Genomic DNA, 22,759 nt, shown 5'->3' with positions numbered 1-22,759 from the left:
TCATTGGCGGAAAAAGGCGCGGGCGAATTTTCGCCCGCGCCCTCGACAGATCAGAGGTTCGTCAGTTTCTCAACGTACTCCTGACGCATTTCCGAGAACCATGGCGTGAACATCGGCCACCACCAGAGGTTATCGATTGCATCGCCCGGATAAGCGAATGCGAAGGCTTCCTTGCTGGCATCGGTCAGATGTTCGCTGGCATTCACTGCGGCAGAGTTATAGCCGGTGTTGTTCGCGAACATGCCGCCGATCTCCGGCGTCATCAGGAAGTTGATCAGCTCGTAGGCCTGATCGACGTTCGCCGCGCCGGAAGGAATGGCCACGGTGTCCATCCAGCCCAGAGCGCCTTCCTTGGGCGCCGCATAGCGCCATTTCGGATCGACATCCTGATGCAACTTGATGCCGGTGGTGTCCCAAGTTTGTCCGACCGTGCAGCCGGCATCCGTGAAAGCGCCGGTTGCTTCCGTGGCATTGTTCCAATAAGCGCCAATGTTCTTCTTGTGCTTACCGGCAAACGCCAGACAGCCCTCGAAGACCCGACGGCAATCGGCTTCGGTTTTATAGAAATCCATGGCACGGTCTGACTTCAACTCACCGGTCGAGTCGAGATAGATCGCCAAGCTCACCAGCACCGATTTCTGACGGGCGGCTACCTTGCCGTCCAGTCCGTCGGCCCAAAGGTGTCCATAGGACAGCTCACCCGGCCCGATGTTATGAACACTGCTGTCATAGGTGATGCCTTCGGTACCCCAGCTGAACGGCACGAGGTACCGTTTGCCGCGACGGGCGGCGCCCAATCGCAGGGAATTACGCCACAGCGCGGACTGTACCCTGTCTACCTTGATGCGGCTCTCGTCGATCTCGGCGAGCAAGTCCCCGTCATCGTAGTTGGGACGGGTATCCACCGATGGGAAGATCAGGTCAAAGCCAGCACCGTTGGCGGCACGTAGCTTGCTTTGCGCCTCCTCGTTCGAACCATAGGTCGATACATTGACCTTAATGCCCGTCGCCTTGGTGAAGGCCTCGGTCATGTTGTCCTGGAAGTAGTCACCCCAGGTAAAGACATTGACCTCGCCCGATGAAGACAAGGCACGGCGGCTAATCATGGGTGCTGCAAGTGCAGCAGCCGCGACACCACCAAGAACGGAGCGGCGGCTAAAGGCCCGCTTGGCGCGGGGCGTTAAGGTGATTTTTGTTTCCATCTTCATTCTCTCCTGTCGTCGTGACCCCGGTGCTTCCGCGGTCTTTTTTTTGGGCAGGTGCCCGAAACGTCTGCGCGCGCACGTTCTAGGATTAGGTCGTTACAAAGGTACCTTTACCATTTTTGGCCTAGCACCAGACACCGACGCGCTGCGGCGCATGATGCACGTTGGAACAGGCTTTCAAAAGCCAACGTTTGATGACAATAGGCGCGTGTCAAAGGGCCGACAATACGGAAATTGTAACAGTTGCTGCCTCGGTGAAACTCGCAGGTTCGCCAGCACTCGGCTGGTTTCGGTAGAACCCTGCCCCAGCTTTGTAAACACCGCTTCATCACGAGATGTTAACTGGCAAGACGGGGCCAACAGTCCGATAAAGGTGTTAAAGATACAGAACTTCCTTTGATATATCTGGAGGCACATCATGTTCCAGCGGACCTTTTTAGCAGCCGTGGCGACAGTCTTGATCATCACATCCCCGGCCTTTGCTGGCGAGGGCTCCTTCACCGGCGCATCGGGTCACAAGACCTCTGGGACGGTCTCCGTTACGAACGAGAATGGCACGATCACGATCAAGCTAGATGAAAGTTTCTCGCTCGATAGCGCCCCGGATGCCTACGTTGCATTGGGTAACGCATCAAAGCCAACCGATGGCGGCATTCTCGAAAAGCTCGAATCCTGGACCGGCGAACAAAGCTACAGTGCGCCAGCAACCGCCGCGCTCGAAGAGGCATCGGAAGTCATCATCTGGTGCAAGAAATACGCGGTCCCACTAGGAGTCGCCAAAATCCGGCAATGACCGTCGGGTTGACGGGCGCTATGAAATTTCCTGACACGCACTACTTTTGATCGTCCGGTTGATCCTTGTCCAACTTCACGACCAGCCGTGAACCTTCCTTGATGTGGAGGTCGCGCTGCGGGAAGGGTATCTCAATCTCTTCTTGGCGTAGGAGATCCCATAGAGCCAAAAGAATGTTGCTGCGTACATTCATGACACCGCCTTCGGGATCGTAAATCCAGACCCGCAGCTCAAAGTTGACTGAGTTGTCGCCGAATTCGACAAGGCGGCATACCGGTGCCGGGTCCGTTAACACGCGAGGCTCGGATTTCGCGGCCTGTATCGCCAATTCCATCGCTTTGCGCACATCCGAATGATAAGCGACACCGAAACGAACCGGCAGGCGCAGGAGTTTGTTGGAATAGGACCAGTTCACGACCCGCTGGGTAATCAGATCCTCATTCGGTATGAGCCACTCCTTACCATCACGGGTCGAGAGCGCGACATAGCGTGCGCCAAGAGATGTCACCCATCCGAACGTTTCGTCCAGTTCGATCACGTCACCGGGTTTGATAGAGCGATCCATCAAGAGAATGAAACCACTAACCAGATTCGAAACGACCTTCTGCAAGCCAAAGCCGACGCCCACGCCCAACGCACCCGTAAAAACCGCAAAGGCCGTCAAATCGACACCGAGGTAATCAAGGGTCACCAGGAAAACTAAAGAGAAGACGACGATCTTGAGCGACTTCTCGATCAAAACCTTCATCGAAGGCGTAAGCATCTTGGAACGGTCGATGCGTCCACGGGCAAAGCGCGTCAGCACGCGGGCAAGCCACAGGAGCAGGAGCAGCAGGATTGCCGCCTTCAAGGCCACAAGAAGCGTAATGCGCTGCCCTGCGAAGGGAAGTGCGGTTCCATCCAGGATTCTGATGGTATCGTCCAACCAACCCAAGATATTGAGGGCCGCAAGCGCCCAGGCGGAAACCGCCAGAATGCGGGAGGTTTGCGGACTTTGGACAACGGCAGCGCCCAAGCGGATCACGATCCAGGCCGCCGTCAGACTGATCGCCACCACCAGCAGACCGCTGGGAAGCTCCGCCGCTTCGGCTACGGCCCGACCCGCAAGGATCAAGAGCAACAGTGCGATCGGAAAGGCGAGGTCGGGGAGCGCTTCGGCAACACGGTGTAGCTTGGCGTCCCATGTAAGCGTGCGCTTGGCCGGTATCCCCAGGACACCTTTAACACTGCCTCGCAACAGCCAGGCCACCAATAGAGCGGCGACGATTATCCCGGCCTGCGTCAAGGTCTCCAGGCGCAGAAAGTTATCCTGAAGCCAGTCGTGCAAATGGCCGGGCAATTCTAGTAAACCGAGGGAGTGGATGAAGTCTGCTTCCTGGTCCAAAGCATCGCCCCTGATCGTTGTCGGCTTCCATCAGTGTAACCTGCTTTGCGAAAATCCCGCAGACCCCAAACGCTTTTGCCACCGCCCACCTAGGCAGAAGCAGAAAAACGGCGACCAAGGTGAAAGTTGGTATATCCTGATCCTCGAGAGCTGCCTAAGGGGAAAGGCTGGCCGTAAGCGGCGTCAAAGTGAGGCGCATTTGGGCCGAGGCGTTGGCGGCGCTGGGGGAGTGGGAATGAGCAGTCAAAAATCTGCGGGTGCGTCACTACGCGGCGAGGGCGATGGCATCCTCGCACGGGTGGATGCCGCCGGACGGCGATCGCTTTCCCATCCGGTCGGCGTGGTAGCGGTGGTCCTGTTGGCTTTGATTATGTTGCCGGTCGCCGTTTGGCTCGATCTTCACCAACTCTCCAACGAATCGCTGACCCGGCAAGCCAGAGATCTCAACGGGATGATTTCCGAGATCCGGGGATACTACTCAAGCAATGTGGTTCGCCGGGTCCTTGACAATGATGGCAACGCGATCTTGGCCCATAACTATGAGGAGATCGAGGGTGGAATCCCGATCCCTGCGACCTTGTCTATCGAGTTAGGCGAAGTGATCGGCAAGCGGGCGGAGGGAATTACCTACCGTTTCGTCTCCGATGAAACCTTCAAGGGGCGCGTCCCGCATGTGCTGGACCCATTCGAGATCCAAGCCCTTGACACGCTGCGCGCCGACGGACGCCCTGACAGCAATGTCACCGAGGTTGGCGGATCGCTTCTGAATCGGCAGATCCGGATGGCGGTGCCGATCGTCATGGGCACGACCTGCGTTGCCTGCCACAACTCTCATCCTGAAAGCCCGCGAAGCGACTGGAAGGTCGGCGACGTGCGTGGCATTCAATCCATCAGGATAGACCAACCCATTGCCGCAAATCTGTTCTCCTTCACCTACCTGCTGACCTATTTGGGGTTTGCTGGATTCATCGGTCTTGCCTTCGCGGCGGTGCAATGGCGTTTGGCGGTACAGTTCGCAGGCATGAACAGCGAGCTGGAGGAGGCGAACTCCTTCCTGGCAGCCATCTCGATCAAGATTTCAAAGTATCTTTCGCCGCAGGTTTACAAATCGATCTTCAGCGGTGCGCGCGACGCCGTAATCGCGACCGAGCGCAAGAAACTCACGATCTTTTTCTCGGACATCAAGGATTTCACCGTCACCACCGAGCGCCTCCAGCCTGAAGAACTGACCGCACTGTTGAATGAATACTTTACCGAGATGGCGAAGATCGCCCACGAACACGGCGCCACGGTCGATAAGTTTATCGGCGACGCGATACTGGCATTCTTCGGCGATCCCGAAACCAGAGGTGCGAAGGAAGACGCCTTGGCTTGCGTGAAGATGGCCATCACCATGCAACGGCGCTTGGAGGAACTGGGGGGCGAATGGCGGCGGCGTGGCCTGGAGAACCCATTGCGCGCCCGCATGGGCATCAGCACCGGGTACTGCAACGTCGGAAACTTCGGCAGCGACGACCGCATGGACTACACCATCATCGGCGCCGAAGCCAATTTAGCGGCCAGGCTCGAGTCCATCGCACAGCCCGGCGGCATCGTCATGAGCTATGAAACTTACGCCCTGGTCCAGGATCATGTCACCGCGCGCGCGCTTGAACCCATCACGCTCAAGGGTATCAGCAGGGAGATCGTGCCTTACGTCATAGAAAACATTTACGGTGACCACATGGATCTGTCCTCGGACGTGATCGAGGTCAAGTCCGAGAGAATGCAACTGCATCTCAACCTCTCCGCGATTGACGAGGGTGAAAGACGTGAGATCGAAAAGGCGCTTTCTTCTGCCCTGAACGCTATACTGCGCCACTGATTTTGCAGTTTTCAGCCGCTTTAGAGATGGCCCTAGGCTGCTGGCCAGAGGCCCCACGTAACCCCGGACCTCATATCGCAAAAAACATATTCTGATTTAGATATACAAGCCTAATAAAGGGCTTACGCTTGACCACAGCATATAAGTCGCGCAGTATTTTTGCGTCGATCACGCAGTGAGTCAGAGACACCGGAGATCGATTAACAGTCGTGACGGGCAACAGATCCGGCGAGGCTGGTAGGGCCAAGGCGTGCTTCTTGCTTCCGCTGGCCAGTCCGGGAACAGATTGACCTATCGCGACTACGTCCGCCCGGCGCGGCGGGACTGGAGGTGTGCATATGGCATACCAGTACGCGATCGCCGACCGCCAGGGGTGGCAAGTCGATTCGCCTACCCTTCGCTTCGGCACGACAGCGATTTTTGCAGGCTGCGCTAAACATTCAGGCGCAGAGCGAATTCCTTACGCGTTTTTCAGTCGATTCAATTGGCTTCGGGACGAGGCAGAATTCACGGGGCCACAACCCGCGAAACCGAGGCTCGACCGCAAGCGGCATATCGCTACTTCAACCTTGACCGCTGGAACAATGAAGGGACGGCGTACGCAAACACGCCGGACCCATAAAACGAAGGTGAGGGAACGGTGAGTAAAAGTGCGAGATGGAACCTCGGCGGATGTATGGGCCTTGCCAGCCTGCTGGGATTATTTTTGGCAAGCCGTGCGGGCAGCGGGATTTTCTACTGGATCGGCCTGATCGTCTTCCTCGCCGGCATCCTTGTTGTCTTCAACTTGATTCGCGCGGCTTTCGACGAATCGGAAGGTTTGGTCCGGGAACGACCGAACTATGTAGCGCACATGTTGATCGGTGTGGCTCTCGGCACTGTCGCGTTTCATATTTTCAGCCCCTGGTGGTGGGCTCCGATCGCGTCCAACTGGCAGTACATCGACGACACGATAAATCTTACCTTTCTGCTGACTGGTGCAGTGTTCGTGATCATTCTGCTTTTCATGGCCTACTGCGTTGTCCGCTACAGCCACAAGAAAGGGAACCGTGCGGAGTACGAGCCCGAAAGCAAGAAACTGGAGGTTATCCTCACCGTTCTGACAACGGTTGCGGTTGCGGCGATGCTGGCTCCCGGCCTGTTTGTGTGGAACCAGTTCGTCGAACCGCCAGCGGAGGCAACTGAGATCGAGGTAATCGGCCAGCAGTGGAACTGGAGCTATCGCCTACCGGGCGAGGATGGCCAGCTCGGTACGTCCAACATCAAGCACATTGGCCCTGACAATCCGCTGGGCATCAATCCCGACGATCCCAACGGTCAGGATGATATCGTCGTTCAGGGTGGCGCTTTGCACTTGCCTTTGGACAAGCCCGTCAAAGTCCTGATGCGCTCCATAGACGTCCTGCACAGCTTCTACGTGCCGGAGTTCCGCACCAAGATGGATATGGTGCCGGGTATGGTCACTTTCCTTTGGCTGACACCGTCTCGCACCGGAACCTTCCAAGTTCTCTGCGCAGAGCTCTGTGGCGTCGCCCATGCCCTGATGCGCGGCGAAGTCGTGGTGGATGAGGAAGCCGAATATCTCGCTTGGCTGCAGGAACAAAAGACCTTCGCACAGTTAGCCGCGGCAGCCCGCGAAAGCCGGGTTTCAAGCCTGACACAAAACCAGGGGGAGGCTAAGCCATGACGATGAGACCCGCTGTGACGACAGGAACGCACGGATTGGCTGCCCGGCATCTGCGGCGCCAATTGATTGGATCGAGGAGAGTCGCCTGATGGTCGATACAACGCACAACATGCCGGGTGGCGCCTCGGACGCAGTACCCCCCCTGGAAGTTCCTGAAGTAGAGCTCTATCACGCCAAAAGCTGGCTGACGAAGTACGTCTTTAGCCAAGACGCCAAGGTGATTGCGATCCAGTATTCCAGCACGGCAATCGCCATCGGTTTAGTGGCGCTTGTGCTGTCATGGCTGATGCGTCTGCAGTTGGGCTTTCCTGAATTATCGATCATCGATGCAGAGCAGTATTACCAGTACATCACCATGCACGGCATGATCATGGTGATCTATCTGCTCACGGCGCTGTTTCTGGGGGGATTCGGTAACTACCTGATTCCGCTCATGGTGGGCGCTCGGGACATGGTATTCCCCTATGTAAACATGCTCAGCTATTGGCTCTATTTGCTGGCGGTCATCGTCCTGGTCATCAGCTTCTTTGTGCCGGGCGGCCCAACTGGCGCAGGTTGGACGCTCTATCCGCCGCAATCCATCCTGTCCGGGACGCCGGGAAGCGGCGCGGGCATCATCCTGATGCTGGTTTCGCTGATTATCTTTATCATCGGCTTTACGATGGGTGGCCTGAACTATGTCGTAACGGTGCTTCAGGCGCGCGCGCGCGGAATGACACTAATGCGCATGCCACTGACCGTTTGGGGCATCTTCACCGCCAGCGTGCTGGCCTTGCTGGCCTTCCCGGCTCTCTTCGTCGGCGCGGTCATGCTGCTGTTTGATCGTATCCTCGGCACAAGCTTCTTCGTCCCGGCCATCGTTGAGATGGGGCAAGCGCTGGACTACCAAGGGGGCAGCCCGATCCTGTTCCAGCACCTCTTCTGGTTCTTCGGGCATCCGGAGGTCTACATCGTCGCCCTCCCTGCTTTTGGAATTGTATCCGACTTGATCAGCGTTCATGCCCGACGGAACATCTTCGGCTATCGCATGATGGTCTGGGCGATTGTCATCATCGGCGGTCTCAGCTTCATCGTCTGGGCACACCACATGTACGTCAGCGGCATGGACCCCTATTTCGGGTTCTTCTTCGCCACGACGACCCTGATCATCGCGGTTCCGACGGCTCTGAAGGTATACAACTGGGTTCTGACGCTGTGGCGCGGAAACATCCATTTCTCAGTGCCGATGCTGTTTGCGCTGGGTTTCGTCATCTCCTTCGTGAATGGCGGCATGACGGGCCTGTTCTTGGGCAACGCCGTGGTGGATGTCCCACTTTCCGATACCATGTTCGTGGTTGCCCATTTCCACATGGTCATGGGTGTCGCGCCCATTTTGGTTATCTTCGGCGCCATTTATCACTGGTATCCGAAGATCACTGGAAGGATGCTCGACGAGACGATGGGCCAGATACATTTCTGGGTGACGTTCCTGGGTGCCTACGCGATCTTCCTGCCGTTGCATTACCTCGGGTTGATGGGTGTTCCGCGCCGCTATCATGAGCTGGGCGACATGCCTTTCATCTCCCATTCCGTCGTGACCATTAACGAGTTCGTCAGCATTGCCGCCTTCATCGTCGGTGCCGTGCAGATCATGTTCCTGTTCAATCTGGTATGGAGCTTGCGCAAAGGTAAACCGGCTGGCGGCAATCCTTGGAATGCAGCCTCGCTAGAATGGCAGACGCCGGAAACGCCCCCTGGACACGGCAACTGGGGCGATGAGTTGCCGGTCGTTTATCGCTGGCCATACGACTACAGCGTGCCCGGAGCCAAGGACGACTTCCTGCCCCAGAACATGCCGCCCAGCGCGGTTCGAGGGGGTGCGGCGGAGTAGCGATGCTCAAGATTAGGCGTAAGCCGGAAGTGGCATAACCCCAGGAGTGGCATAACCAAGGAGCAGGCAACATGAACATCTTCCACCAACTTGTGGAAAAGCCATGGGTAGGATCCGATAACCCCGCGATTGACGGGGGGCGGAGCTTTGATTTGTCGGCTGCCACGGTCGGGCTTCGGATGTTCCTCTGTATTGCTTCGGTTTTGTTCGCGCTCCTGGTCATCACCTACGCAGACCGCATGCTCTTCGAGGATTGGCGCCCGACGCCATCCCAGTGGATTCTGTGGTTCAATACGGGGCTGTTGATCCAAAGCAGCATTGCTTTTCAGTGGTCTCTGTTCAGCATTCGCCGCGATCGCGTGGACAATGCGAAGGTTGGTATGCTTGTGGCCGGGCTCTTCGCCGTCGCCTTCCTGATTGGGCAACTCCTAGCCTGGAGACAGATGATCGCCTCTGTTGAATTCGATATCACCAACCCTGCGGTCGCATTCTTCTATCTCATCACCGCACTGCATGCGCTGCACATGATGGGTGGGCTGGTAGCCTGGAGGCGAACCGCCAAAGTGCTTTGGCGGAGCCCGAACACGCAGGACATGGCCCTTCGAATCCGCCTGTGCGCGACTTACTGGCATTTCCTTCTCATCATTTGGTTGATCCTCTTTGGCTTGCTGTTCTCGGACAACGACAACCTGAACGCTCTGCTCGTCCTTTGTGGACTTAGATAGACTGGGAGACCTGACATGGCAGAATCCTCTTCGACACCTCATGCCGCGGCCTCCGCGGCGCTACAACCTGGTGGACGAGGCTTCGTAGCTGACTGGTCTGCGGATCAGCGATCCTTCAAGACGGCGTCATGGCACAAGGCCATGATGTGGATCTTCCTACTGAGCGATACCTTCATCTTCAGTTGCTTCCTGATCGCCTACATGACAGTGCGCATGTCGACGGTCGAGCCCTGGCCCAATACGAGCGAGGTGTTCGCCCTCACCATCGCCGGCGAGTCCATCCCTCTGATCCTGATCGCCATCATGACCTTCGTCCTGATCAGCAGCAGCGGCACCATGGCGCTGGCGGTCAACTACGGCTATCGCAAGAACAGGCGCGCGACCCTGATATTGCTGCTGGTCACCGCAGGGCTTGGAGCCACCTTCGTCGGCATGCAGGCCTTCGAGTGGACTAAGCTTATCCATGAGGGCGTGCGTCCTTGGGGCAATCCCTGGGGCGCACCGCAGTTCGGATCGATCTTCTTCATGGTCACCGGCTTTCACGGGACTCACGTGACCATCGGCGTGATCTTCTTGTTGATCGTCGCGCGCAAGGTGTGGCGCGGCGAATACGACGAAGAGAAAAAGGGATTTTTCACCAGCCGGAAAGGCAACTACGAGTCCGTCGAGGTTATGGGCCTCTACTGGCACTTCGTCGATCTGGTTTGGGTGTTTATTTTTGCATTCTTTTATCTTTGGTGAGGGGGGATGATATGACACAAGCCGCACATTCTTCGCCGGGAACCGCGAACCAAGCGGCTCCGGATCATGGCCAGCATCACCCGCTAAAGGTTTACTTTGTGGTCTGGGGCTGGCTCTTCGTCCTCAGCGCTCTTTCCTACATGGTCGATTACTTCCAGTTCGAAGGGTATCTGCGATGGACGCTCATCCTGATTTTCATGATGCTAAAAGCAGGTCTTATCGTCGCGGTCTTCATGCATATGGTCTGGGAGCGGCTGGCGCTGATCTATGCGATCCTCGTGCCACCGCTGGCGGTGTTGGTTTTTGTCGGCATCATGGCGATTGAATCGGAGCACACTCTGTTCACGCGCCATCTGTTCTTTGGCGCAGGAGGTTGATCTTTTGAAGGACCGACCGCGTGCTCCGTTGAGCCAGCGCGAGAATTAGCAGTGAAGGATCGCAGTATCGTCGGCATGGCGGTGGCGGCAACGATGGGCGGTGCCGCTGCCCTTAGCTGGAGTCTTTGGGTCTTGCATGTCTTTGGCTTACCCTATTGAAACACCAGCAAACCCAAGCCGCTCGGCATGGCTGACTTATGGAAACCGGATAGCTGAGGACGACGGTCGAGAATTGAGGTAAGCTTCAAGACAAGGTGGGCTTCGCCGCCGCCAGGATCGACAAAAATGGTTCTGTTCGATCAGCGGTCCGACAAAGGTCACCAACCAGAAAGTTCGGGAGGAGCGATATGGACTCGAAAGACCACATCCGCAATCCAATCGAGTGGGTCATGGATGAAGTCAAAGCCGTAGGTGGCGTGATCGAAAAAGCCGATCACAATTTGCGCCACCCCGACGAAGCCAAACAATCCGAATTAACAATCAGGCGTATCGAAATCGTCGATTTGAAGGACGCACTGGTCAAAGGGTTCGCCGACCTGGGTGCTTACCGAACGGATATCATCTTCGTATGCATCATTTATCCGGTAGCCGGTCTGGTGCTATCGCGGTTGCTGTTCGGCTACGACATGCTGCCGCTCCTTTTCCCGCTACTTTCAGGGTTTGCTTTGATTGGGCCGGTGGCGGCGGTGGGGCTCTATGAAATCAGCCGCCGTCGGGAACGAGGCGACAAGGTCACCTGGCTCGATGCTTTTGGTGTAATTCGCGCACCGGCTTTCACCTCCATTATCGCCCTAGGTCTCGTTCTGCTTGGTATTTTTCTGGTTTGGCTGGGCGCTGCCTATGCGGTCTACGCGGCGACTTTGGGGCCGGAGCCACCCGTTGCAATTGGCGCCTTCATACAGGATGTCTTCACGACCTCCGCTGGTTGGGCAATGATCATCTTCGGGTTTGGCATCGGGTTCCTTTTTGCGCTTCTCGTTCTGACGATCAGCGTCGTGTCCTTTCCTCTGCTGCTAGACAAGAACGTCGGCGTAAACAAAGCCATTGAAACCTCGGTTCGTGCTGTCCGCGCCAACCCAAAAACCATGGCGGTGTGGGGCATGATCGTGGCCGGTAGCTTGGTCCTCGGCTCACTGCCCGCCCTTTTGGGTTTGATCATCGTCATGCCCTTGTTGGGGCATGCGACCTGGCACCTCTATCGAAAGGTCGTCGGGCACTAGAAAAGAGGGGCCGGCTGTTTTTCACGCCGGCCCCTTTTCGAACCCTCTTAGCCTTCTCCCTAGTATTGCGTTCCCACGCGCCGATGATTCGGGCAAGCTTCTTCTGTTGTTCGACAAAGGCCGTGCGTTGGGATCACGAAACAATTGTTCGCGGGTTCGATCAGATCGCAAGGTATTCCTGGCGTAGTTCGGCGTTCTCGAGAACCTCTGTTGCAGTGCCGTCGAAAACAATCTGGCCCATATCAAGAATAATAGCTCGGTCTGCCAGGTTCAGCGCCGCAATCGCGTTTTGCTCGACGATGATAGTCGTCATGCTCAGACCCTTGATCTGCTGTAGAGTCTTTTCGATCTCCTGTACGATAACCGGAGCCAGCCCCTCGTAGGGTTCGTCAAGAAGGAGCAGCTTGACGTCACGCACCAACGCGCGGGCGATCGCCAGCATTTGCTGCTCGCCGCCAGACATCGTGACACCATCCTGCCGCCGACGCTCTGCCAAACGAGGGAAGAGTTCATACACCCGTTCGATCGACCAACCTTTCGGCGGCGCAATCTGGGCAAGCTGCAGGTTTTCCTCGACCGTCAGGCCCGAGATAATGCGGCGATCTTCTGGGACCAATCCGATACCGCTTTGCGCCGCCTCAAAGGCTTTCATCTGGTGCAGAGGTTTCTGGTCGAGCCATATCTCTCCTTGCCGCAAAGCGGGATTGTCGACTCTTGCCAGAGTCCGCAGGGTGGAGGTTTTTCCAGCACCGTTGCGCCCCAAAAGCGCCACGATCTCACCCTCGCGAATGTCAAAGCTGACACCTTGTACGATGTAACTCTCGTTATAGTATGCGTGAATGCCACGCACTGAGACGTAAGCGGGATCCGAGGCTTCTTTGGCCCCGATTGTCGCGCTGGCTGCGGACGGACTCATCGCGTTCCTCCCTTCCGGCATTGCATCGATCTTGTGGTGCTCATAAATGTGCCCCACCGAGATAGGCCTCCTGCACGCGCGGGTTCCCCTTGATTTTCTCGGGCAGGTCCTCGGCGATTATCGTGCCCTGTGATAGCACTGAAATCCGATCCGCGAGAGAGAACACCACATGCATGTCGTGCTCGATGACAATCATGGTGATGCCCCGCCCGGCGATTTCCTTGAGCAGGCTGATGGTACGGTTCGTATCTGCGCGGGCCATGCCCGCAGTCGGCTCATCCAGCAGTAGCAATTTGGGTTTTTGAACCAGACACATGGCCAGTTCCAGGCGACGCTTGTCGCCCCGCGAAAGCTGTCCGGCGTTATTGAGGGAAAACCCCGCAAGTCCAAGATCGGAGAGGGTCTCCATGGCAAGCCCATGTATGTCTTGCGCGCGCCACACTTCCCGCCAACCATTAAGCTTGAAGGCCCCGTCACGTTTGGCGAAAGCGGAGATCATGACGTTTTCAACCAAAGTCAGCTCGCCGAAAATCTCAGGTGTCTGAAAGACCCGGCTGATGCCGGCCTGATTGATCTCGTGCGGTTTGAGACCGAGGAGCGAGGTACCGTCGAAGTCGACTGAGCCGGTATCCGGATCGAGCCGGCCGACAAAACAGTTCAGCAATGTCGACTTGCCAGCGCCGTTGGGACCAATGATGGCATGGACCATGCCTTCCTCAACCTTCAGGTTGACGTCGGCAAGCGCGGCCAAACCGCCAAAGTTCTTGTTGACGTTGCGTACGGAGAGAATTGCCATCCTTCGTCTCCTCACTCAGCCGGTTTGGCGCTGCAAGAGGACAAGTCATTGCCCCTTTGGCGCTGTTCATGCCACTTCCGAATCCGGTTGACGCCTTCCATCAAGCCGCCTGGAAGGAAGGTGACGATCACCATGAAGATGATCCCCAAGGTCAGTTGCCAGCCATCGCCAACGAAGGCGCTTGCAGCCCAAACCAATGCCGAAGCCAGGGAATCAGGTAGGAAGTCAAAGAAACCGGCGAGTATCTGATCGTTGAAGGAAGAGAAGACATTCTCCGCGTACTTGATGATTCCCGCACCGAGCACCGGACCGATCAAGGTGCCGGCGCCACCTAGAATGGTCATCAGCACAACCTCTCCCGACGCGGTCCACTGCATCCGTTCAGCACCAGCCAGCGGGTCCGTCGCCGCCAACAACCCACCTGCAAGGCCGGCATACATGCCGGAAATCATGAAGGCCGACAGCATATAGGGACGAATATTTAGCCCCGTGTAGCTCATACGGTTCTGATTCGATTTCACCGCCCGCAGCATCATGCCGAACGGTGATCGGAAAATCCGCATCGAGATATAAAAGGCGGCAATGAGCAACAACGCGCAGAAATAGAACCCGGCGTTGAAATGCAGGGTCATCCCGAGCAAAGCTGTCTCCCAGGTCTGGTTCATTGCCAAGCCGAAGAGATTGGTGACCGGCAGGCCACCATCGTTGGAAACGCTGTCAAGAACTCGAGGATCGCCGAGCGTGATCTGCAGTCCGGTCTCGCCGTTGGTGATCGGTGTCAGAACCGAATAGGCTAGATTGTACGACATCTGTGCAAAGGCCAGCGTCAGAATCGAAAAGTAAATGCCGGATCGCCGCAGAGAGATATAGCCGATGACGGCTGAGAAAAGACCCGCCACGATCACCGCGAAGATCACCGCGGGCACGACATTCATCGACAACAGCTTGAAGGACCAAACCGCCGCATAGGAGCCGACGCCCAGGAAAGCAGCGTGCCCGAATGACAAATATCCGGTGAGGCCGAAGAGGATGTTAAAGCCGATTGCGAAGATGCCGAATATAGCAAACTTCTGCAAAAGGTCCGGGTAACCAGCGCCGAAGGGCGCAAGGAGAATCGGACCGAGCAGAACCGCTGCAACAAACGCCAGGAGGAGAATTCGGTCCGCACGTGGAGAGGTTTTTTCTATCATGTTCTAGCTCTCCATCACGCCCTTGCGCCCCAGAAGACCACGCGGTCTGGCCAAGAGCACAACGACGGCTACAAGGTAGATAATAATTTGATCGATACCCGGTATGACCTGCTTAATCTCGTTCATTGATGCGAAGCTCTGGAGAATACCCAGCAAGAAGCCCGCCAGAACCGCGCCCGACAACGACCCCATGCCGCCAACGACGACGACCACAAAACTGAGAACCAGGAAATCCATCCCAAGGTGATAGTCGGGACTGAGAATCGGTGTGTACATGACGCCTGCCAGGCCTGCGACCACGGCCGCGATTCCGAACACAAGCGTAAAGCGCTTATCAATATCTATGCCCAGCAACCCGACCGTTTCGCGATCTGCCATACCGGCGCGAATTACCATGCCGAGGGTGGTGAACTGCAAGAACGCAAAGACTGCCCCAATGATGACAAAGGCAAAAAGGAAGTAAACGAGCCGCCACAAAGGATAAACGACGCTGCCCGCTTCAAACCCGACAGCCGCACCGAAATCAATCATCCCTCTAAGTGATCCTGGCGCGGGTTGCGGGATTGGGTTTGCGCCGAACCAAGCCTTGATGATCTCCTGGAGCACAATTGCCAGCCCGAAGGTCACCAAAATCTGCTCGGCGTGGGGGCGCTTGTAAAAATGCTTGATGAGGCCGCGCTCCATGACCACGCCGATGATCAACATCACCGGTATCGCTACAAGGATGGAAAGCGGCACCGAGTAATCGACCAGGACCGAACCGATTTCGCCGAACCAGACCTCGGCATAAGGCGTTCGGATTTCCAGCGGCGTACCCCACGCTGTCGTCTGCGTCTCGCTCAAGGTGACAATATCGAGCGACAGAAGCTTGTTTACCGCTACAGCGCAAAACGCACCGAGCATAAACAAGGCGCCGTGAGCAAAATTAACGACACCCAAGGTTCCGAAAATGAGTGTCAAGCCCAGGGCTATCAACGCATAGGCACTACCCTTGTCGAAGCCGTTTAGGATCTGCAGAAGAATCGCATCCATTTTTTAAACCTCGGCCGTGGGAACGACCGGCCGCCCGATCGGGCGACCGGTCTCAACTGGGCTTCTTACAATCAGACGCCGGCGTTGCACGAACCCAGGTCGCCACCCGCAAACATTGGGTGATCCGGGGCGTAGGTCACATTTGCCACAGGCACAACCTCGACCACTTCGAGCAGGTCGAACTGCGAGCTTGGGTTTTCCTTACCTTTCACCACCAACACGTCCTTGAAGCACTGGTGATCAGCGCCGCGATAGAGTGTCGGACCGTTGCCAAGCCCATCGAACTCAAAGTCCTCTAACGCCTCGACAACGCCGCAGGGGTTGAAGGTGCCCGCACGCTCACAAGCATCGGCATAAAGGATCGCCTGGGAATAGCAGGTGTGCGCCGCCTGGCTGGGCGGGAAGCCATACTTCTGACCGAAGGACTTTACGAACGCCTGCGAGGCTTCGTCCTGCAACGACCAGTGCCAGTTCGTCGACCCGAAGATGCCGTTCACGTTCTTGCCTGCGCCTTGAGCCATCAGGCGCGAGTAAAGCGGCACGACAATTTCAAAATTCTTGCCATTCACCTGTTTGTCGCGCAGGCCAAACTGAACCGCCTGGGTAAGCGAGTTCACCATATCACGGCCATAGTGATTGAGGATCAGGACGTCAGCACCGGAGTTCAGGACGGGCGTGATGTACTGCGAGAAATCACCTGCTCCCAATGGCGTGCGAACCTTATTGACGGTCTCCCAACCCAACGCCTCGGTGGCGGCGGCAATGGATTCTTCCTGCGTCCAGCCCCAGGTGTAGTCGGCCGTCAGATGGTAGGCTTTGCGGTCGCTCCCGTAGTTTGACTTCAACACAGGCGCCAGCGCGGCACCGGACATGTAGGCATTGAAGAAATGGCGGAAGCCGTTGGCTTTTCGGTCTTTGCCCGTCGTATCGTTGGAGTGCGTCAAACCGGCCATGAAAATAACGCCAACTTCCTGACAGAGGCCCTGAACGGCAACCGCAACGCCGGACGAGGAACCACCGGTAACCATGATGGCGCCATCGGCTTCGATCATGCGCCTGGCGGAAGCGCGCGCGGCATCGGACTTGGTCTGCGTATCACCGGTGACATACACAACCTTCTTTCCAAGCACGCCATTGCCTTTCAGCGCTTTGGACGAGAAAGTACCCATCATTCCACCGTCACCCTCACCATTCAGATGCTCTACGGCCAATTCATAGGCGCGCAGTTCGTCGGCGCCCTCGTCGGCGTAGGCACCCGTTTGCGGAACGTTGAAACCGAAGGTGACCGTGGAGCCTTTGGGCTCGTTGGTATAACTGGCGGCAAAGGCTTTGCTCGTCAGAATTGTCGGCGCAGCAAAACCCAATCCCAGCGCGGCACCGCCCTTGAGCAGCCCACGTCGGCTCGTGGAAAACGTAGTCATCAATATCCTCCCAAGATTATGTTTGAATTAGCTGGTGGCGCCGTCTTCTTGGGCCCGACCCCACTCAATGGGCGCTATCTGCGCCAAGGATAGGATGATCTTGTTTTGTCAATGCAACAATAACCAATTGAAATGATTGATAATTTCTGTCAATATTTAGACAGCAGAAAACGTTAATCTGTAAATTTTTTTACAGATAGCAAACTAAACCGCTGGGAATACTGGGAAAGCGCGATGCCAAAAGTGATGGTCGGTACGAGGCTTAGGGAGCGGCGCCGGTCGTTAGGTATCACGCAAGTGGCGTTGGCCCAAAAGTTGGACATCTCGCCCTCCTACCTCAACCTGATCGAACATAACAAAAGAGGCATTGCTGGAAGCTTGCTTCGCCGCGCGGCGGAAGCTTTAGGATTGGAGTTGGACCAACTCGACGGCGCAGCCGAGTATCGATTGCTGGAAGCCCTTGAGGAAATCGCCTATGCGCCCGAACTCCAGGGCATCGAGGTCGAGTCCGAAAGTGTAGACGAGTTGATCGGGCGTTATCCCGGTTGGTCGCGCGCCATCGCGGCGCTATCCCGATCCGAACACGAGGCAACGGAGGCCGCCCGTGCGCTCGCGGACCGGTTAACTCACGACCCATTTCTTGGTGAAACCGTTCATCGCATGTTGACCCGAATTGCCGCCATCCGGTCGGCCGCAGAGATTTTGAAGGATTTCCCGGATATCTCCGTTGTGGACCGGGACCGTTTTCTCAGCATGATCCATGATGAGAGCCGCACCCTTTCTTCAATCGGTGAGGCCCTTGCCGCCTATTTCGATAAAGTCGAGGAGACCGACCGGAATCTGACGCCCCTGGACGAAGTTGATGCGCTTTTTGATGCGCGCGACAACTTTTTCGAGGAGATTGAAGACGCAGCACGCAACCTGGGCGTCATCAGCGACTCCCTGCCGAAGCCACGCTACGAGAAAGCCCGCGTTTTGGCCGAAGAAAAACTTTGCGATCTGATAGAGGGCATTGTCGACGGTCAGCCCGAACTGGAAACCCTTACGGCGCGCAACCGTGCACGCGAACTCCTCGTTAACTACGCCGTCGCTGCAATCCTTGCACCAATAGATTCCTTCCAACCGACGGCAGAGTTGCTTGGTTACGATATTGAGGCATTGGCTGACTCCTTTTCGCTCGATATTGAAACAGTCTGTCGGCGCCTAACGGCCTTACCGCGAGAGGACACGGTTCCTCAATTCGGCTATCTCTGCGCAAATGCCGCCGGCACGATTCTAGAAATGCGCAGCCTTGCCGGATTGGTTGCACCTCGCTACGCCTCCGCCTGCCCTCTGTGGGTTCTCTACCGAGCTCAACAGTCGCCGGAAGCCGTCATTCGACAGCGCGCGCTTTTTCCCACGGGAGCCCGTTTCGTGTTCCTTGCAAGGGCCCGCAATATCGGACCGACCGGTTTTGGCAAACCCCGACACTATGTCACCGATATGCTGGTCATGAGTGAAGCGGATGCGCGCAAGACGATCTATGCGCCTGGCCCCATGGTACCGGTCGAAGAGGTCGGGCCTGCCTGCCGAATCTGCCCACGCAAAGATTGCGGGCATCGGGTCGAAGACCCCTTTGCAGGGTAGTCCTTCAGCAGTTTGGATCTTTCCATTGAAGACATCGGCGAAATGATCGCCTACCATCCTGCCCAGAATACAAAATCAAAACCCAAGAAATTTAGGGCAACATTAAGATGGGAGGAAGGCCAGCACGATGCCCAAACGTGTTCTATTGGCCGAGGACGAGCCGAATATTGTTGAATCTCTGACGTTTCTTTTTGCGCGAGCAGGGTTCATCGTGACCACGGAGATGGATGGTCAGGCCGCACTGGAGGCGGCACTGACCGATTCGCCGGATGTCATGATTCTTGATGTAATGCTTGCCGGACTAGACGGTTTTGAAATTCTACGCCGTTTGCGTGCGGACAAGCGCGGCCAGCACCTGCCGGTGATTATGCTGACGGCAAAAGGCCAGCGCGAAGATCGTGAAACGGCCTTCGAGTGTGGCGCCAACCTATACATCACGAAACCCTTCTCGAATGCGGAGGTCATCGCCGCAGTGGAGCGCCTCGCGGGCGCCGTTTCCAAATAAATCCGACTGGTGTCGCAAACATGGCCCGTATTCCAGATCGCACTTTGAGGCACAGCAAGTCCCGGGACCGGGCGTTAATCCTGCCGTTCGTCGGGCTACTGCTCTTGACCCCGCCAATAGCAAAGATATTCCCGTTGGATTTGACGCTATTCGGCCTGCCCGGTGTCTGGGTCTATGTGTTCGCGGTATGGGCTGGTTTGATCGCGGTCGCCGCATTGCTGTCTCGGAATTTGAGTGACCCAAATGACGGCAGCGCGACCGCCGAAGACCTTCAGGACAATCAGAAGACCTCCGCCTGATGCTGTCCGTCGATCTCATCCTGATCATCTGCCTAGGCTATGTCGTCCTGCTCTTCGCCCTCGCGTTCGTCGTCGATCGACGTTCGCGGCGCGGTCGGCTCCACTGGTTACGCTCACCTTTGATCTACACCCTCTCGATCTCCGTTTACTGCACCTCCTGGACGTTTTTTGGTGCGGTGGGATCCGCGGCTCGAAACGGGTTGGAGTTCGTCACCATCTACCTGGGACCAACATTGGTTTTTATCGGCTGGTGGTGGCTGCTGCGCAAACTGGTTCGGATCGGGCGAGTCCATCGTATCACCTCGATCGCCGACTTGATCTCGTCGCGTTATGGGAAAAGTTCGAGTCTGGCGGTTCTGGTTACCGTGATTTCGGTAATGGCGATCACACCATACATCGCCCTGCAGTTACAGTCCGTCACACGAAGCTATCAGGTTGTTGCCGGCGGGGCGGATAGCACCACAACCGCGTTTTGGATCGCTGCAGGCATGGCGCTTTTCACCATCCTGTTCGGCACTCGCAACCTTGATGCAAACGAACGGCACCACGGTGTCGTCGCGGCCATCGCAGTGGAGGCCGTAATCAAACTGGTCGCCTTGATTGTGATCGGAGTGTACGCGGTTTACGGCCTGGCCGGCGGCTGGCGTGAGATTTTCGCCAATGTCCCGGACGAGGTTATTTATGGTCAGGAGGGTGTTTTTGGGTCGCGCTGGATCGTCCTGACTTTCCTTTCTGCCAGCGCCATAATATGCCTGCCTCGTCAGTTTCAGATCACGGTCGTCGAGAACGTCGAGGAAAAGCATCTGGCAACTGCGTCGTGGCTGTTCCCTCTATACCTCTTCGGTATGAGCATTTTCATCATGCCGATCGCAATCGCCGGTCTGAAATTCTTACCAAGTGGATCAAATCCGGACCTGTTCGTGCTGACTTTGCCACTGCAATCCGGACGGCAGGACCTTGCGCTTCTGGCTTTTCTAGGCGGCTTCTCCTCAGCAGCTTCAATGGTGATCGTGGCGGCAATCGCCGTATCGACCATGCTATCCAACCATGTTGTCATGCCCATTGCCCTGCACTTCTTCTCGGCCCAGCATCAAGTCAGCGGTGATGTGCGCAATCTGCTGTTGACGACGCGCCGTATCAGCATCGCCTTGGTTTTGGGTCTTGGATTTCTTTACTTCCAGTTCAGCGGCGGGTCCGACGCCCTGGCGGCCATTGGCTTGATCGCCTTCGTCGGTGTCGCGCAGTTTCTGCCGAGTCTTGTTGGTGGGATTTTCTGGCGTGGTGCGACGCGAATGGGCGCGCTCGTCGGCCTCGGATTCGGCTTTTTCCTATGGGCCTATACGCTTTTCCTACCCAGTTTCGGGGGCGATTTCCCTCAAATCGCAACAATGCTCGAAGTTGGACCTTGGGGTATCGACCTGCTTCGCCCAGAAGCGCTGCTCGGGCTGCAGGATGTCGAGCCGCTCACCCATGCTCTTATTTGGAGCTTGGGGACCAACACACTCCTTTTTCTTATCGTTTCAGGACTGTCGGACATGCGACCGCTTGAACGCCTGCAGGGCGCACTTTTCGTCGACGTGTTCCGCTCGGCCAGCGGTGAAACCCCGCGTTTCGTCGGCGGTAAGGCGACATCTGAGGATCTCTTCGTACTGGCGCAGCGTATTCTTGGTGCGGAACCGGCCCGCGCACTGTTTGACGAGATGGCCCGAAGCGAGGGCACGGTGGATGGACTGCCCTCGCCCAACGATGCGGTTATAACGCGACTCGAGCGTGAATTGTCAGGCTCGGTGGGGGCGGCCTCGGCACATGCCATGGTCAGCCGCATAGCCGGTCAGGAAATGATTGGTATCACCGAGTTGATCAATATCGCCGACGAGACCCAACGATTGATCGAAACCTCGCGCCAGCTATCCGAGAAGTCCACCGAACTGGAGCGCGCAGCGCGCCAACTTAGGGATGCGAACGAGCGGTTGCGCAGCCTTGATGCGCGCAAGGACGAGTTTCTCAACCAAGTCAGCCATGAATTGCGCACGCCCATGACCTCGATCCGGTCGTTCTCCGAAATACTTTTGAGTGCTGAACCAGTGGATGAGGCGGAGCGCCAGCGCTTCATCGCCATCATTCATGAAGAATGCCTGCGCTTGACCCGTCTTTTGGATGAGATTCTCGATATTAGCCGCCTTGAAGCTGGAACGCTCGACTTGGCGCTCAGTCCGATCGATCCCGGCAACGCCATCGACACGGCGATTGCCACGGTGTCCGGTTTCGCACGCAAAAGCGGTGTGACCGTCGAATCACAGCCGGTTGCTGAAAAGGTGCGCGTCCGCGCCAACGAAGATCGTCTCTGTCAGGTTTTGATCAACCTCTTGACCAATGCAGTCAAGTACAACGACGCAGACAATCCTTGGATCAAGCTCAAACCTCAGGTTGTCGCTGGCCGCTTGAATATCGATGTCATCGACAACGGCGGTGGGGTCGGTCGCGATGAAGCAGTGGCCATGTTCGAGAAGTTTACCCGCGGCCGCCGCGCGGAACGAGATCAAGGCGCTGGGCTGGGGTTGCCCATAAGTCGAGCGATCATGCGTACGATGGGCGGCGACCTGACGATTGAGTTTCTTGCCGACGACAGCACTTTTTTTCGGGTGAGCTTGGCTCTTGCCGACACTTAGGTTTTTTCGAGCCACGCTTGATATTGCGCTTCATCCTTTCGCACGCTTTCCGCTCTCTCCTCGGAATCTGCATTAGGTCCAAGCTTGGTTTGATTCGGATACTCTGCCCAAGCCAGAACGTCGCGATGGTCCTGCTTTGCCACTTTCAGATAGAACGAGACGTCCGAAAGATGATCTTCCTCGCTAAGCTTTAGGATCGCCAGATACACGCGATAGGGCTCTCGCTCATGCGGCTCCACGCCATAGCTCCGCAGTGCTGCAAAGATGGTTTCGCTGCTCCTTTCCGGAAAAATCCGGCGAATTTTCTTGATCAAACGTGCGTGCTGGGAGTCCATAGCGTTTCACTGGTAGAGAAAACCGCGCACTCATGACCGCGACTTTACCATGATAGCTTGCTTTCGGCATCCAGGACCCAGGAAGGCCAGAGCTGCGGGGGAAT

Annotated in this window: 20 protein-coding genes; 12 read left to right on the top strand and 8 right to left on the bottom strand. The window is 56.6% G+C overall.

Annotation, left to right across the window (positions count from 1 at the left end):
- Nucleotides 1–50: 50 nt before the first annotated feature.
- The gene (locus FHR98_RS12350) at nt 51–1,202 is read right to left on the bottom strand and encodes an extracellular solute-binding protein (RefSeq protein WP_183417012.1); all 1,152 of its coding nucleotides are present in this window, start codon (nt 1,200–1,202) and stop codon (nt 51–53) included.
- A gap of 421 nt (nt 1,203–1,623) precedes the next feature.
- Here FHR98_RS12350 and FHR98_RS12345 point away from each other — a divergent pair, with 421 nt between their 5' ends.
- Nucleotides 1,624–1,998 carry a DM13 domain-containing protein gene (locus FHR98_RS12345; RefSeq protein ID WP_183417011.1) on the top strand — a complete coding sequence of 125 codons (375 nt, stop codon included), beginning with the start codon at nt 1,624–1,626 and terminating at the stop codon, nt 1,996–1,998.
- 40 nt (nt 1,999–2,038) lie between these two features.
- On the opposite strand, the gene FHR98_RS12340 is transcribed toward FHR98_RS12345, so the two are convergent.
- Complete coding sequence (locus tag FHR98_RS12340) at nt 2,039–3,382, bottom strand: mechanosensitive ion channel family protein (RefSeq protein WP_183417010.1); 1,344 nt, start codon at nt 3,380–3,382, stop codon at nt 2,039–2,041.
- Nucleotides 3,383–3,617: 235 nt separating this feature from the next.
- On the opposite strand from FHR98_RS12340, the gene FHR98_RS12335 reads away from it, so the two are divergent.
- The 7 genes from FHR98_RS12335 (at nt 3,618) to FHR98_RS12305 (ending at nt 11,866) form a co-directional block, all read left to right on the top strand.
- Nucleotides 3,618–5,246: an adenylate/guanylate cyclase domain-containing protein gene (locus FHR98_RS12335; RefSeq protein WP_183417009.1), complete on the top strand. Its 1,629-nt coding sequence runs from the start codon at nt 3,618–3,620 to the stop codon at nt 5,244–5,246.
- Nucleotides 5,247–5,886: 640 nt separating this feature from the next.
- Nucleotides 5,887–6,933 (top strand): cytochrome c oxidase subunit II, encoded by a 1,047-nt coding sequence (locus FHR98_RS12330; RefSeq protein WP_322091252.1) that lies wholly within the window; start codon nt 5,887–5,889, stop codon nt 6,931–6,933.
- Between the two features lie 88 nt (nt 6,934–7,021).
- Nucleotides 7,022–8,803, top strand: a complete 1,782-nt coding sequence (locus FHR98_RS12325) for a cytochrome c oxidase subunit I (protein ID WP_183417008.1) — start codon at nt 7,022–7,024, stop codon at nt 8,801–8,803.
- Between the two features lie 71 nt (nt 8,804–8,874).
- Nucleotides 8,875–9,528, top strand: a complete 654-nt coding sequence (locus FHR98_RS12320) for a cytochrome c oxidase subunit 3 (RefSeq protein WP_183417007.1) — start codon at nt 8,875–8,877, stop codon at nt 9,526–9,528.
- A gap of 15 nt (nt 9,529–9,543) precedes the next feature.
- A complete protein-coding gene (locus tag FHR98_RS12315) occupies nt 9,544–10,269 on the top strand; it encodes a heme-copper oxidase subunit III family protein (protein WP_183417006.1) in 726 nt (241 codons plus the stop codon).
- A gap of 11 nt (nt 10,270–10,280) precedes the next feature.
- Nucleotides 10,281–10,646 carry a cytochrome C oxidase subunit IV family protein gene (locus FHR98_RS12310; RefSeq protein WP_183417005.1) on the top strand — a complete coding sequence of 122 codons (366 nt, stop codon included), beginning with the start codon at nt 10,281–10,283 and terminating at the stop codon, nt 10,644–10,646.
- 347 nt (nt 10,647–10,993) lie between these two features.
- Nucleotides 10,994–11,866 (top strand): DUF2189 domain-containing protein, encoded by an 873-nt coding sequence (locus tag FHR98_RS12305; protein WP_183417004.1) that lies wholly within the window; start codon nt 10,994–10,996, stop codon nt 11,864–11,866.
- Between the two features lie 160 nt (nt 11,867–12,026).
- On the opposite strand, the gene FHR98_RS12300 is transcribed toward FHR98_RS12305, so the two are convergent.
- The 5 genes from FHR98_RS12300 to FHR98_RS12280 all read right to left on the bottom strand — a co-directional run bounded on the left by FHR98_RS12300 (nt 12,027) and on the right by FHR98_RS12280 (nt 17,221).
- A complete protein-coding gene (locus FHR98_RS12300) occupies nt 12,027–12,782 on the bottom strand; it encodes an ABC transporter ATP-binding protein (protein WP_183417003.1) in 756 nt (251 codons plus the stop codon).
- Nucleotides 12,783–12,822: 40 nt separating this feature from the next.
- Nucleotides 12,823–13,578: an ABC transporter ATP-binding protein gene (locus FHR98_RS12295; protein WP_183417002.1), complete on the bottom strand. Its 756-nt coding sequence runs from the start codon at nt 13,576–13,578 to the stop codon at nt 12,823–12,825.
- Between the two features lie 11 nt (nt 13,579–13,589).
- The gene (locus FHR98_RS12290; protein WP_183417001.1) at nt 13,590–14,768 is read right to left on the bottom strand and encodes a branched-chain amino acid ABC transporter permease; all 1,179 of its coding nucleotides are present in this window, start codon (nt 14,766–14,768) and stop codon (nt 13,590–13,592) included.
- A 3-nt stretch (nt 14,769–14,771) separates the two neighbouring features.
- Complete coding sequence (locus FHR98_RS12285; RefSeq protein ID WP_183417000.1) at nt 14,772–15,800, bottom strand: branched-chain amino acid ABC transporter permease; 1,029 nt, start codon at nt 15,798–15,800, stop codon at nt 14,772–14,774.
- A gap of 71 nt (nt 15,801–15,871) precedes the next feature.
- The gene (locus FHR98_RS12280; RefSeq protein ID WP_183416999.1) at nt 15,872–17,221 is read right to left on the bottom strand and encodes a substrate-binding protein; all 1,350 of its coding nucleotides are present in this window, start codon (nt 17,219–17,221) and stop codon (nt 15,872–15,874) included.
- Between the two features lie 234 nt (nt 17,222–17,455).
- Between FHR98_RS12280 and FHR98_RS12275 the strand changes: the two genes are divergently transcribed.
- The 4 genes from FHR98_RS12275 to FHR98_RS12260 all read left to right on the top strand — a co-directional run bounded on the left by FHR98_RS12275 (nt 17,456) and on the right by FHR98_RS12260 (nt 22,320).
- A complete protein-coding gene (locus FHR98_RS12275) occupies nt 17,456–18,847 on the top strand; it encodes an XRE family transcriptional regulator (protein ID WP_183416998.1) in 1,392 nt (463 codons plus the stop codon).
- A 127-nt stretch (nt 18,848–18,974) separates the two neighbouring features.
- Nucleotides 18,975–19,352, top strand: coding sequence for a response regulator transcription factor (locus FHR98_RS12270; protein WP_183416997.1), 378 nt, complete (start codon nt 18,975–18,977; stop codon nt 19,350–19,352).
- Nucleotides 19,353–19,372: 20 nt separating this feature from the next.
- Nucleotides 19,373–19,651: a hypothetical protein gene (locus FHR98_RS12265; RefSeq protein ID WP_183416996.1), complete on the top strand. Its 279-nt coding sequence runs from the start codon at nt 19,373–19,375 to the stop codon at nt 19,649–19,651.
- On the top strand, nt 19,651–22,320 hold the full coding sequence (locus FHR98_RS12260) for a sensor histidine kinase (protein WP_183416995.1): 2,670 nt from the start codon (nt 19,651–19,653) through the stop codon (nt 22,318–22,320). Before FHR98_RS12265 ends, FHR98_RS12260 begins: the two co-directional genes overlap by 1 nt.
- On the opposite strand, the gene FHR98_RS12255 is transcribed toward FHR98_RS12260, so the two are convergent.
- The gene (locus FHR98_RS12255) at nt 22,317–22,655 is read right to left on the bottom strand and encodes a hypothetical protein (RefSeq protein WP_183416994.1); all 339 of its coding nucleotides are present in this window, start codon (nt 22,653–22,655) and stop codon (nt 22,317–22,319) included. The two genes, FHR98_RS12260 and FHR98_RS12255, sit on opposite strands and share 4 nt — an antisense overlap.
- Nucleotides 22,656–22,759: the final 104 nt, after the last annotated feature.

This window comes from Limibacillus halophilus (assembly GCF_014191775.1).
Lineage (GTDB): Bacteria > Pseudomonadota > Alphaproteobacteria > Kiloniellales > CECT-8803 > Limibacillus > Limibacillus halophilus.
This window is presented reverse-complemented; position numbering and strand designations above follow the sequence as displayed.